Consider the following 13,424-nt stretch of genomic DNA (forward strand, 5'->3'; position numbering starts at 1 on the left):
CCGTTCGCGTGCCGGCCGTCCATCACGCGCCGGTCGCCCTGACCTACTCGCGCAGCGCCTCCTGAGGATCCACGCGCATCGCCCTGCGTGCGGGAATCACGCATGCAACGGCGGCGACGAGGCCCAGGGAAAGCACCGCCACCAGCAGGACGCGGGGGTCGCTCGGTGAGACGCCATAGAGTGCTCCCCGCAGCACGCCGGCACCGGCCACCGCTGCACTGACCCCCATCACGAGGCCGGCCAGCGGCCACGACATCCCCTCGCGCACGATCAGGCCGAGCAGTCCCCTCGGCGACGATCCCACGGCGAGGCGAATGGCCATCTCCCGCCGGCGCTCCCCGACCGCGTGGGCCACCACGGCGTAGATGCCGCTGGCCGCCAGCACCAGCGCGAAGCCGGCAAACAGCGCGAAGAACTGCGCATCGAACCGACTGCGCGCCCACGACCCCTGCAGGAGATCCGTCATCGTCCGGACCTCGGTGAGCGGTACATCGGGATCGACGCGATACACGGCCTCGCGGATCGCACCGACCATCGCCAAGGGGTCGCCCGCGGTGCGCACGAAGTACGTGCGCCAGCCGTAGGTGAACTGCCGATACGGCGTGTAGAAGCTCGCCGCGTTCGCTGCGCGATCGAGCGGTTGATACGCGACATCGCCCACGATGCCCACGATCTCCGCGCTGGAGTCGGGGCGGTCGTACGTGCTCCCGCCGCCGAACCAGACGCGCTGACCAAGGGCGTCGCCGCCGGGCCAGAAGGTGCGCGCGGCCGTCTCGCTGATGATCGCGACATGCGCCTGCCCTGCACGGTCGCGGTCGGTGAACGCTCGTCCGCGGATCAGCGGAATGCCCAGCGTCGTGAAGTGATCGGGGCCGACGTAGTGCCGCAGTACCGGCGGCTCGCGTCCCGGCGGCGGCGCGGGCTGGCCAACGATGCGAAGCGTGCTGCTGGCGCTGCCGCTGAGCGGCGCCCCACCGTCCACGCTCGCCGAACGTACGCCGGGAACGCTGGCGATCGCGGCGAGCATACGCTCCACGAACGCCGGCCCGGCGTTGACTGGGACGCTGGCCTCGGACGGGCGCAGTGTGAAGGTGAGCACGCGCTCGGCCCGTACCCCGATCGGCGCCTCACGCATGCGATCGAAGCTCTCGACCATGAGCGCACCGACCACGAGCAGCGTCGCGGCCAGCGCCGCCTCCAGGGCGATGATGAGCCCCTGCGCGCTGACGCGCCGGAGCGAGAGTCCGGCCGCTTGCGCGGCGCGCGCCCCTTCCTTGAGGTGGCGCGCCAGGTCGCCGCGCACCACCGCGAGCGCTGGGGCCCACGACACGAGAGCGAGTGTCGCCGCCGACACCGCCAGCCAGGCCACGAACGTGCGCCACCCGAAGGCCGGATCGGCGAAGGTCGCGACACTCCCGTAGAAGTTGCGCGGCCCCCATCGGTTGAGCGGGACGTGCAGCCCACGACCCCACCACGCGAGGAGCAACCCGGCGAGGCACCCCATCGAGGTGATCGTTGCCCCATCGCCGACATACCGTCGGTAGAGTGCGGCGGTCGTTCCGCCGAGGGTTGCCCTCACGGCCGCTTCGCGGCGCTGCGTCACGGCACGGCCCATCAGCAACGTGACCGCGTTGGCACAGGCGAGCAGGTGGAGCAACACCACGGATCCCAGCAGCAGCCACGCAGCCCGGTGAACCTCGGGGGCGATGCGTGCCTCAGCGAGGGGTACGGCGGTCGCCCCGAAGGCCCCTTCTTCGTCGTCGGCGGAGGGAAGAGCGCGCACCACCGCGGGCCCCACGGTCGACAGCTCGGCGCGGACCTGGGCCATCGAACGATCGGTGGCCAGTCGCGCCAGAACGGTGATGAAGTTCTGGTCGGTCGTGAGGTATTCGGGGTAGCTGAGGAGCGGCGCCATCGTCGACGGCACCCAGAACTCCGCGACATCGGAGAGTCCGCGGAATCCGGGAGGCATCACGCCGATGATCGTGAGGGCTTGTCGATTGACCGCGAGGGTCTTTCCAACCACGGCGGCGTCCCCGCCAAAGCGTCGCTGCCAGAGATCGTGACTGACGACCACCAGCGGGTGCGCTCCCGACGCGCGGTCTTCATCGGCGGCGAAGGTGCGGCCCATGAACGCCGCGGCGCCAAGGACCGGGAAGAACTCGGGGGATACGATCTCGCCCGTCAGCGGTTCGGTGAGGTCCGTACCGGTGAGATTGCCCGTCACGGGCGTTACGCTGGCGAGGTGTTCCACGCTCCGGAGGTCCTGTCGCAGACGCTGGATGCGTGGCCACGACCAGCGCTGGGTGCGCAGCGGCTCGTTGGGTGCTTGCGTCGTACCAAGCATCACGACGACACGCTCGGCACCGCGGAACGGCGGCTGCCGCCACAGCGCCGCGTCGGCGATGCCCAGCGTGATCGTGAGCGCACCGACCCCAACGGCGAGCGTGGCGATGGCGGTGAACACGACGCTCCGCGAGCGTCGCAGCGACCGGAGCAGGTGCGAGGGTGTCACGAGACGAACGGGAGATGGTGAGGCGGCCTCGCGCGGTCGCGTGACCCAGCGAGCCCAGCGCGTCGCGGTGCGCCGGTGCCTCGTTGGATGCCCGTTGGGTCGCTCGTGCTTAATGGGTAGATTTCCCGCCCCTCATCCGGTGGCACCCGCGTGACCCATCCTGCGTCGTCTCCGTCCCCTGCGCCCGCTCCCGAGGGGAGGGGCCGGGACTTCATCCGCGACATGGTGACGGCGGACGTGGCCAGTGGAAAGTACGGTCGGCCGGTGAAGACCCGCTTTCCCCCGGAGCCGAACGGCTTCCTGCACATGGGGCATGCCAAGTCGATCTGCCTCAACTTCGGCATCGCCAGCGAGTTCGGCGGGTCGTGCAACCTGCGGTTCGACGACACGAACCCGTTCACCGAAGACATCAGGTACGTCAACTCGATCCGCGAGGATCTCGCGTGGCTGGGGTTCACGCCGGCGAACGAGTTCTACGCCAGCGACTACTTCGAGCAGCTCTATGAGTTCGCCGAGCGCCTGGTGAACAAGGGCAAGGCGTACGTGGACTCGCAGAACGAGGAGGAGATTCGCCAGGGGCGCGGCACGGTGACGAAGGCCGGGAGCGACTCGCCGTATCGCGCGCGATCGATCGGGGAGAACCTCGACCTGCTGCGTCGCATGCGGGCCGGCGAGTTCCCGGACGGCGCGCACGTGTTGCGGGCGAAGATCGACATGGCGCACCCGAACATGATCATGCGGGATCCGCTGCTGCTGCGCATCCGCCATGCGGCGCATTATCGCCGCGGGGACGCGTGGTGCATCTATCCGTTGTACGACTTTGCGCATGGCCTGTCCGATGCGATCGAGGGCATTACGCACTCGTTATGCACCCTCGAGTTCAAGGACAACCGGGACATCTACGACTGGCTCGTCCGGGAGGTCGGCTTCGAGCGGCCGCCCGAGCAGACCGAGTTCGCGCGCCTGGTGCTGGATTACACCGTGTTCAGCAAGCGGAAGCTCCTGCGCCTGGTGAAGGACGGGCACGTCAGCGGCTGGGATGATCCCCGCATGCCGACCATCGCCGGCGCTCGGCGACGCGGGATCACGCCGGAAGGCATTCGCGACTTTGCCGAAACGGTGGGCGTGGCGCGCAAGGACGCGCGGACCGAGCTGGCGACCTTCGAGCACGCCGTGCGCAACGACCTCAACATGCGCGTGCCGCGGGTGCTGTGCGTGGTGAATCCGCTCAAGGTCGTGCTGACGAACTATCCCGAGGGTCAGGTCGAGGAGCTCGATGCGTCGTATTACCCGCACGACGTCCCGAAAACCGGGTCGCGACCCGTACCGTTCGGTCGCGAACTGTTCATCGAGCGCGACGATTTCATGGAGGATCCGCCTCGCAAGTTCTTTCGCCTCGCGCCCGGCCGTGAGGTGCGACTGCGCTACGGCTATCTGATCACGTGCCAGGAAGTCGTGAAGGACGCGGCCGGCAACGTGATCGAGTTGCGTTGCACGTACGATCCCGCCACGCGCGGCGGCAACGCGCCCGACGGCCGCAAGGTGCAGGGCACGATCCACTGGGTGTCGGCGGCGCACGCGCTGCCCTGCGAACTGCGGTTGTATGATCGGCTCTTCACGATCCCCGATCCCGACGCCGTGCCGGAGGGACAGGACTTTACGGCCGTGCTGAACCCGGACTCTCTCGTCGTCGTGAAGGGAGCGAAGGTGGAGCGCAGCGTCGGCGCCGATCCCGTGGGAACACGTTACCAGTTCGAGCGGACCGGCTATTTCATCAGCGACCCCGATTCCCGGCCCGATGGTCTGGTGTTCAACCGCACGGTCACGCTCAAGGACAGCTGGGAGAAGGTCAAGGCCAAGGGGTAAGCGCGCTCGGACGCTGGGTGCGAGGGGCCGGAGGGGCTACGGGACGCCTTGCACGCGACCCGCCAGAAAGCCCGGAAGCTTCACACTCGCTCGACGGTCTCCGTCGCGCGGGGCTGGAGAGGCTACCCGACGCACTGGGGGCGAGGTGCCGGAGGCCCCTCTCCAGCCTGCTGGACGGTCCAACCAGGCCTCGGCGCTCGGCGCGCAAGGTACCGATCCACTGAGATGCGGGTTGCGAAATCGTCAGTGGCGCGTACTTTATGATACAAAGTACTCTCCGACAACTCGCCATGCCGATTCCTGCCACCCCGACCGGCCCTCTCGCCGCCCACGCCAACGACAGCGACCCTGGTCGCGTCGTCGATCGCCAGCGCGTTGCGCGCACCGTCCTGGGGCACGGCATCCTCCTCGGAATCGCCGGCGATGCCCTGCTCCGCGAGAACGCGGTGGGCCTCAACGTCACCATCTGGCTCCTGGCCCTGGTGGCCGCGGTGGTGGCGGTGACGCATGCGCAGCACGGCCGGATCGCGCCCGCCCAGCGCGAGCCGCTGGCCGCGGCGATCGCGTTCGCGCTCCTGCTCACCCTGCGCGACGCACCGCTGCTCGCGGTTGCCGCCATCGTCGCGTCGTTAGGCTCGACGGCCCTCGCCGCCCTCGTCGCGGCCCCGGGCGCCCTGCCACCGCTCAGTCGGCTCCCGGTGCGCGCGATCGTCGACGCTGGCGCCCGCTTCGTGCCGCAGGGCCTCGTGGGCGCGATCTTCTTCCTGGTGGGGGATGCGCGCCTCGTCGTGCGAGGCGAGCGACGCGCTCTCGCCGTGACGCGAGTGGTCGTCCAGGCCGTTGGGCTCGCGGTCGCCGCGGGATGGCTTCTCCTGACGCTCCTGCGCGCCGGGGATGCGGTCTTCGCGCGGACCACCGACAGCCTCTTCGCCTGGAGCCCGCCCAACGTCCTGCAACACGTGGTGTTTGCCGCCCTGTTCGCGTGGCCGGCGCTCGGATGGCTGCACCGCTGGTCCGCCTACCGCGGACCCCTCGACCTGCCCGTACCCCTGCCGACGCTGTCGGCCACCAACGCAACGACGGTGCTCTCGACCATGAACATCGTGTTCGTGGCATTCCTCGCCGTCCAGGTGCGCGTGCTCTTTGGCGGCCAGGCCTACGTGCAGGCCGTCACCGGCCTCACGCTCGCCGAATACGCGCGCTCGGGATTCTTTGCGCTCGTGGTCACGACCGCGGTGGTGCTGGTGACGCTCCTCGCGCTCGATGGCGCGGCCGCGCAGGGAGCGCTGGCCGGCGTCAGGCGTCACCGCCTGCTTGCCACCAGCCTCGTCGCCATGGTCGCCCTCCTGCTCCTCTCGGCGCTCGTCCGCATGCGCCTCTACATGGACGCGTTTGGGCTTTCCATCGATCGCGTGTACGCCACGGTGGCGATGGCGTGGATTACCATCGCGCTCGTCGGCTTCGGCGCGACGGTCCTGCGTGGCCGGAGCGACGCCTTCGTGGCCGTGGCACTCCGCAGCGGATGGGCCGTCCTGCTGGCCGTCGCCATTGCCGATCCGGAAGGTGCGGTCGCCCGATCCAACCTGGCCCGCGCTGCAGCGGCGCGCGGCGCTTTCGATGCGCCGTACCACGCCACGCTCTCGGCGGACGCCACGCCTGCCCTGGTGGCGGCCCTCGCCGCGGCGCCGCCGGACTCCACCACGTGTGCGGTCGCCTGGCGCCTGATGCAGCGCAACGACGCCGACCACGGCTTCGCCACGTGGAATCTGGGTCGGGTTCGTGCGCGGGACGCGGTCAGTGCCGCCGCGCCGACGTGGCGTGCGGCGTGCCCACGTGTCGCGGCCGACACGCCGCGCGTACCGTAGAACAGCGTCCCCGATGTGACCTGCCGGTTGTCACGCGCGCCGACCCGTGACATGGTGAAGGCGGGCCCGGCCGTGCTCGGACCGGGGCCTCCATCCCAACGCCGGGCTCAGGTCATGGAACGCGTGCTGCTGGCCCCCATCACCGCTGGCCGTGGTCGCAAAGCGCACGTCGGCCATGCGGCGGCGCGGCCGCTCGCGTGCGTGCGCTCGCGCGCGACCGGCGTAGTGACCAACGCGCAATAGCCGGCGGCCAACAGCGTGAGCGCTCCCATGCCTTCGCTGCCGCGGCTCACGCTGCGCGTCGCCTTCGCGGGAACGCGAACGCTCGACGCGGCGCGTACCCGGTTCCTCGACACCTCGCTCGAGCGCGCCCTGCACCTCATGGGCGCCGAGCTGTGCTCGGCGATCACCCACGGGGCAACGAGCGTGCGCGGTGTTTCGCGATTCTACGATCGCGGGTCGCCGCCACTCCTCCGCCTGGTCACCGGCCTGGCCGAAGGGGCTGATGTGATCGCGCATCGCGTGGCGCTGCGCTACGCCTCGGACCGCGAGTCAACCGGCGTGGACGCAGAGGTAGCCGCGGTGCTCCCGTGCGACCTTGCCGCGTATCGGGATTCACGCGAACCGGGCTTTGCCCAGACGTTCGACCGGTGCGCCGAAGCCTGCCGCTACATCGTGGCGCTGGACGGCGTGTGCGACAAACCGACGCCGGATACGCCGCTTGCGCAGCAACGGCGCAGCCGGGCGTATCGCGCGCAGGCGACGGTGATCCTTCGCCACGCCGACCTGCTGATCGCCGCGACGGATCCGTTGCAGCCGGCACGGGCGGGCGGCACGATGGAGACGGTGGGCGCCGCGCTGGACCGCGACGTTCCAGTGCTGCTCATCGACATCGAGCGACAGCGGATCCGGCTCCTGGAACCGTTTCAGGACCTGCACATTGCCCTGGGCGCCGAACCGCCTGATGACGTACAGCTGGCCAGCCGCCTGCACGATGTGCTTGGCCGCATCCTCGTCGATCCGGACGAGCACCGGCCGGTGGCGACGTCGCACGACGATGCCTCGTCCCCGGGAGAACGCCTCCTCGAGGAGTACTTCCATCGGCCTGAACTTCCGCCGGTGGCGCGGGATGCGAGCGGCAGCGCCAGGCGCATCCCTACACATCGAGAGCGCATCTGGCGTTGGTTCGAGAGCCGCTTTCAGCGTGACCGCACGGCGCTCACCGGCGACCCATCGCTCCCTCCCGTACTGACGTGGCGCTCCCGGGCGACCGAACTCACGTACCACTACGCCGGTCTCTATCGCGGCGCGTACCTGGTGAACTACGCGCTCGCGCTGCTGGCCGTCACGTTCGCCGGGTCGAGCCTCGTGCTCCTCGCGTTCCAGGCCTCCGCGGCGGCCGCTCCCGGCCATGGTGGCGCGAACCCGATGCTCGTTGTCCTGCTCCTGCTCGCGACCATCAAGCTCGCGCTGGTGGTGACCATCGCGCGCAACACGCACCAGGCCAATCACGGCGACTGGAACGACCGCATGGTCGACTATCGCTACCTCGCCGAGCGCTTGCGCGCGATGTATTACCTGCCGTTGCTGGCGAGCTTTGACCCACCATCGGCGGCACCGCCGCAGTACGCCGCGCGCGTCGTCAGACAGAGCGCGGTGGACTGGCTGCTCGCCGCGATCCTCCGCGCGATCCAGCCTGGCGATTTCGCCACGCCGGAGATGATGCGCGGACGAGACGGGGCCGACCGACAGGTGCGCGTGCTCCGTCCCGACGCCCTCGCCGCGGCACGACGGCTGCACGACGGGTGGATCCAGCAACAGGCCACATATCACGATCGCAGCGCGCGCTCGATGAACGCGCTGCATGGGTTCCTCGACCGATGGGGACGGCGACTGAGCGTGGCCGTCATCGCCTTCGTGGCGATCGACATCGGTCTCACGATGGGTGAGTTGCTGCACGTGTTTCCCGCGTCGGTCGCGCACGCGGTCACGACCTTGATCCCGTTCCTGGTGCTGATGGCAGCCGTGTTGCCGGCGGCGGTGTCATCGCTCAACGCGGTGCGCTTCCAGTCCGAGTGCCGGCGGCTGGCCGACCGTAGCGCCGTGATTCGCACGATCCTCAGGGGTCGCGACCCGGCACGCCCGGGCGGTCGCCTGCTGGCCGCCCAACAGTTGATCGCGCAGATCGAGCAGGCGCAGGGGAACCCCGCCACCGATCCGGCTTCGTGGGTCGCCGAGTCGCTGCGTCTGACCGAAACGGTCGCCCGCGACTTTGCCGAGGAGGCGGGTGAGTGGTCGGTGCTCTACGCGAAGGAGCTGCCCGAACCCTGAGGCGTGCTCACGGCGCGCGGGCGCGATGGCCGACGCACGACCCAGGTGCCCGCCACGCGATCGTGCGGCATCCGCCGCTCCCTGCGTGACGCGAGCGCGGCACACAACGCGAGGTACGGGAGCGCAAGCGCCAGGAGCACACGGCCTTCCATCTCACCATCACCGTGGTACTCCTCGCGACCGAAGACGATGGCCATGATCAGGGCCAGCAGCACCAGGTAGCGGACCAGCGATCGCACGACGATGCGGGAGGCGAACGGGGTCTCCCCGGCCGCATCGACCACCATGAGCCCAAACACGCGCTTGCCGATCGTAGTCCCGCTGAACGACTCCGCGGCCACGTGGTAAAGGAGCGGCAGCACGAAGAACGTCGCGGTCCGCACCGTCGCCACCGTGTCGAGGGCGCTCGCGGGATTCGCGCGCAGGATGAGCGCGCCGATGATGCCGCCGATCGCCACCGTGAGGAGCACCACGATCAGCAGATCGATGAGCGCGGCGAGCGCGCGGGAGACGACCGGTGCCACCTGCTGCCCCCGCCGACCGATGGGTGAGCGCGTGGACTGGCGCGAGCGCCCATAGATGGTGTGCGTGAGCGGCGGTGGTGCCGCCACGCCATCCCCATCGAAGCCGTCATCGATCAGATCAGCCGGAACGTCGCCCGGCGAGCCGAAGAGCCAGGGAATCTCGCCGGCAGGCACCCAGTCATCGACGCCCGGCGCCCACACCAGACCGCGCGGGGAGAGCTGGCCGCGCTGCACGGCTGCCAGCAGAGCGTCCCATGAGATCGGACCTTCGCGGCCCGCGAGATCGGCGTAGTACCACGCGGAGCGCGAGGTCATCGCACACTCCGCCGGAAGAGTTGCTCGTACCGGTCGAGGTCGGGGTGACGCAGTCGTGCGGCCCTGAACACCGCGATATCCTGCAGCGCGACTTCGGCGTACGTGCCGGTCGCGGTCCGGAGCTGGCGTGGCGCGAGGCGCAGGAGTTCGGCCTCCATCCGGCGCAGCTCTCCGCGAAAGACGCGGGCGTGACGGGCGTTCTGGGCAATCCAGTCCAGCGAAGGATCCAGCCGCAGCGCGTGGTTTGAGCTTCCGAGGCTGGCCGCGTAGTCGCCCGACAGCAGTTCGAACCACGCCAGGTTGCCAAGACTGCCGGCGTAGCGCGCTCGCAGCGCCGTGTTGGTGGAGTCGTCCTCGTAGCGGACTTCGAGGGCGTGTGTGCGGAGGCTGTAGGCGTCACGCGCGAGGGCGTGCGCGTGCTGAACCGTGGCGGAGTCCAGGTCGAGGTCGTCGCGCGCGGCCGTCGCGTATCGGCTGATGGTCCCCGTGAGGCTGTCGAGGATCGACAGCGACACGCGCGCATACCCCGCCTGATGGACCGCATCGATGGCACGCCGCAGCAGGGTCTGCCGATCGACGTGGGAAGGCGCGAGCGAGGCGAGATTCATCGCTGCACTCGCGATCTTCTCCGTATTGAACGTCGAGAGGGATGAGTCGGCGAGGAGGGCGAGCTGTCGATTGAGGTTGTCGCGCAACCGAAGCGTGTCGCCGCGGCGCGCCGCGAGAATGCCGGCCAGTCGATACGAAAACTCGGCGTCATTCCCTCCCCGACCCGCGCCCAGCAGCACGTGCAGGGAATCCGCGAGGTCCAGCACCCGCCCTGCATAGCTCGTCGCCTGACTGCTGTCTCCCCAGGCGAGTGCGCCCAGGAACGCGTACTGCAGTTCCTGCGAGGTGAGCAGCGGATCGCCGCGCACGCCGCGCCGCACGGCGTTGGTGGCGACGACGAGCGAATCCACCGCGTTGCGCGCGTCCTCGTCGTCCTTCGACTCACGGATGAACTGCAGCAGCGCCGTGTACGTATGCGACTGCGTCTCGCGCGACCAGCCCAGCAGGCGCTCGGCGCGCGTGGCGGCGCGCGACTGCAGAAAGGCAAACACGCCGATGAGCGTCACGAGCACCGTCGCGGCCACCACGAGCTGGCCCGACCGACGCCGACCTTCGGCCGCCTTGCGGCGTTCCGCGATCGTGCGGAGGCGTCCGATGGCATCACGTTCGTGCGACTGTCGCTGTTGCCGATACCGCAACATCACCGGTCCAAGGACATCGTGCGTGACTTCGAGCCGATGCATCCCCTGCTGCTGCTCCCGTCGGACGAGCCGCCGATCGACCAGCTCGTCGATCACTTTCGGTGTGATGCCGTCGATGCGGATCGCTTCGTCGTACGGATACGGCGTGCGGTAGCCGCCTTCGGTGAGCAGGCGGTCTTCGAGGAACGCAGGGACGCGCGGGTCGAGGGCTTCGACGCATCGCGCGTAGTACTGCGAGAGGATCTCATCGCGCGATCCGGTGAGCAGTGCCTCGGAGATGCGGCGCGGCACCGGGGTTGCCGCAAGGCGCCGTTCGTTCACCTGCTCGCACACCAGCGACAGGAGCCAGGGCTCCACTTCGAGGTCGCCCAGGGCGCGGGTGCCTCCACGCGTATCGCCCGCCACGAACCGCACGATCGTCTCGGCCACCTCGGGCTCGACCAACCGTCCGCCCGTCCCCAGCACGGAGTCGCGCGCGTCCGCGCCGGTGAGCCGCTCGAGCGCGAGCCGATGATGCGGGTTGATCCGCAGTCGCTCGCGCAGCTGGTCAAACTGCGGAAGGAAGTCCTCGCGGAAGGCGAACAGCACGTGATACCGCACCACGTCGTAGTCGTAGCCTTCGATCGACTCCGGTGTGGCATCAAAGACACGTCGCTGCGCCGCGCCAGGCCGTTGCGTGGTGAGCTCCTCGAGCAGGTCGATGGTGCCCGCGACACGCTCCCGTGCCTCGGCTGACTCCTGTCCCAGCGTGAACAGTTCCTCGAACTGGTCGATCACGATCACCGGTCGCACGAGACGGTTGCGTGGGCTCCACCACTCCACACCGCGCCGGTGGAGGAACGACCACGCCGACTCGTCAGGCAGCGGCCGCGGCCCGTCGATCGACGCCTGGTCCATGGCCGCGGTGAGCGCGCGAAAGAGCTGCTCCCGCGCGTCCGGCGCCCCGGCCCCATGACCGAGTCGCAGATACACCGGCAACCGGTCGCGTTCGCGCAGTCGCGGAAAGAGCCCGGCCTGCAGCAGCGACGTCTTTCCCAACCCGGACTTGCCATACAGGAACGTCACCGGCTCCGCTTCGAGCAGGCGCAGCAGCTCGGACACCTCGCGTCCGCGCCCATGAAACAGGCGCGCCGCCACCTCGGGAAAGGAGAGCAGCCCGGGCCAGGGACGTTCGGGATCGATGGCCACCTTGCCGTATTCGCCGGTGCTCATGCGCCCTGCTCCCGGCGCACGGCGCGATAGGCTTCACGCACGTCGTGGATCACGAGCGGTGTCGGGTCACCGCCGGGCGCCTTCCCCCACGTGACCGTCTTGAAACTCTGCGGCGTGTCCGACCCGCTGGCCGGCACACCATCGGTGGTCACGGGAATCACGAAGCGCCGTCGCGCGCTGAGGCGATGCGTGCGCTCGTCGGCCAGCCGCCACTCGCGCCGAAAGTAGCCCTCCTGGCGCGATTCAGTGTTCCGCGAGACGACCGGAAGAAAGAGCGCACAGTGCCGGATGGCGTCTTCGATGATGCGATCGTAGGCCGCGCCGGCGTCGAGCCGCTGGTCGTCCATCCACACGTCGATGCCCGCATCCACCAGCGCAGCGCGGAGCCGCACCGCGGCGGGGCGATCCTCGGCGGCATACGAGATGAACACGCACCCTTCCGCACTGCCAAGCGGACGACCCGGTACGGAAGGCGTCGTGGGCATCGGTGCCACCACCGGCGCCGGCGACAGGGCGGACCAGCGCCGGTACAGCTCATCCACGAAGTGCGCCGCATCGCCGGGGTACACATACGTCTGGTAGCTGAATCGCCTGAAGAAGCCCGCCAGTCGCTCATCGGCGACCACCACGGTGTCGGCCACCACTTCCAGCTGCTCCCGCTCCGCCGAGAGGCGCGAGCGCTTGAGCGTGCGCAGGAAGAATCGCGACAGCCAATCGGGAAAGTCACAACCGATGAACAGCAGGTTGCTCCCGCGCACCACGTCAAAGAGCCGGCGCGGACTCTGGTGCTCGGCGTGCATCGCGACGAGAAACTCGAGCACGTCTTCATCGCACAGGGCAAAGTCCGGCTCGATGTCGGCCTTGCCGAAGAGATGGTAGACGATCGGTGCCGCGTCCGCCGACCGCGTCCAGCTCGCGTCGAGGTCATCAGCTCGGCGCGGAGAAAAGCTCCGCTGCTCCGCTCGGGCACCGCCTGCCCGCCCGCTCTCGCGCACGGCGCGGAACAGCAGGTCGTCGAACGTGGTGGAGAGCAGCAGCGGGAAGTCGGTGATCTGCGCGAGTCGACTGAGCGCTGCGGGCGGTGCCGGCATGGCGCCACTGAGCAGTTGGTGCACGCGGCGATAGAGATGCGCGCGACGACGATCCGGCTGGCGAAGGAAGGCCTCCACCAGATCGTTGAGTGAGAACCCCGAACGCACCGGTGTGGCGCCGAGTCCCAGCGGCCCGGTGAGTTCGCGCGCGATCCAGTCGTGAAGGTGCACGCGACCGCCGGCACCGTCGTCGACCATCAGCAGCTCGGCGCCCACGACCGGCACCACGACGCCGGCGCGAATCCGGGTCAGCAGCAGGTCGAACTCTTCCCAGGAGGAAAGATCGGGGGGAGAAGGAGGCCGCATCAGGCACCACGATACCGCCGAACCCGCCAGCGTGCACGGGGGGCCATAAGCTGCGCCGTGTCAAGGATGTACGCCCTGGATCGAACGAGCCGCGCGGGCCACCCGGTCGCTCGCCTACGTCACCCGACGTATGCCCGGCCACGGCCGGC

7 protein-coding genes are annotated in these 13,424 nt (G+C 69.4%); 3 read left to right on the top strand and 4 right to left on the bottom strand.

Translation table 11 applies throughout. The features are described 5' to 3' along the window. Positions 1 to 43: 43 nt before the first annotated feature. Positions 44 to 2,515, bottom strand: a complete 2,472-nt coding sequence (locus IT361_05905; protein MCC6317210.1) for an ABC transporter permease — start codon at positions 2,513 to 2,515, stop codon at positions 44 to 46. A 222-nt stretch (positions 2,516 to 2,737) separates the two neighbouring features. On the opposite strand from IT361_05905, the gene IT361_05910 reads away from it, so the two are divergent. The 3 genes from IT361_05910 (at position 2,738) to IT361_05920 (ending at position 8,577) form a co-directional block, all read left to right on the top strand. Beyond that, on the top strand, positions 2,738 to 4,381 hold the full coding sequence (locus tag IT361_05910; GenBank protein MCC6317211.1) for a glutamine--tRNA ligase/YqeY domain fusion protein: 1,644 nt from the start codon (positions 2,738 to 2,740) through the stop codon (positions 4,379 to 4,381). Positions 4,382 to 4,671: 290 nt separating this feature from the next. After that, complete coding sequence (locus IT361_05915) at positions 4,672 to 6,246, top strand: DUF4173 domain-containing protein (GenBank protein MCC6317212.1); 1,575 nt, start codon at positions 4,672 to 4,674, stop codon at positions 6,244 to 6,246. Positions 6,247 to 6,516: 270 nt separating this feature from the next. Then, the gene (locus tag IT361_05920) at positions 6,517 to 8,577 is read left to right on the top strand and encodes a hypothetical protein (GenBank protein MCC6317213.1); all 2,061 of its coding nucleotides are present in this window, start codon (positions 6,517 to 6,519) and stop codon (positions 8,575 to 8,577) included. On the opposite strand, the gene IT361_05925 is transcribed toward IT361_05920, so the two are convergent. Genes IT361_05925 through IT361_05935 form a run of 3 tightly spaced genes read right to left on the bottom strand, consistent with a single transcriptional unit; the run spans position 8,550 to position 13,275 of the window. Continuing rightward, entirely contained in the window at positions 8,550 to 9,416 is an 867-nt protein-coding gene (locus tag IT361_05925; protein MCC6317214.1) for an RDD family protein, read from the bottom strand. The two genes, IT361_05920 and IT361_05925, sit on opposite strands and share 28 nt — an antisense overlap. Further along, positions 9,413 to 11,878 carry an ATP-binding protein gene (locus IT361_05930; GenBank protein ID MCC6317215.1) on the bottom strand — a complete coding sequence of 822 codons (2,466 nt, stop codon included), beginning with the start codon at positions 11,876 to 11,878 and terminating at the stop codon, positions 9,413 to 9,415. The genes IT361_05925 and IT361_05930 overlap by 4 nt, the downstream gene beginning before the upstream one ends. Further along, positions 11,875 to 13,275 (bottom strand): toll/interleukin-1 receptor domain-containing protein, encoded by a 1,401-nt coding sequence (locus tag IT361_05935; protein MCC6317216.1) that lies wholly within the window; start codon positions 13,273 to 13,275, stop codon positions 11,875 to 11,877. The genes IT361_05930 and IT361_05935 overlap by 4 nt, the downstream gene beginning before the upstream one ends. Between the last annotated feature and the right edge of the window lie 149 nt (positions 13,276 to 13,424).

Source organism: Gemmatimonadaceae bacterium, assembly GCA_020846935.1.
Taxonomy (GTDB): domain Bacteria; phylum Gemmatimonadota; class Gemmatimonadetes; order Gemmatimonadales; family Gemmatimonadaceae; genus RBC101.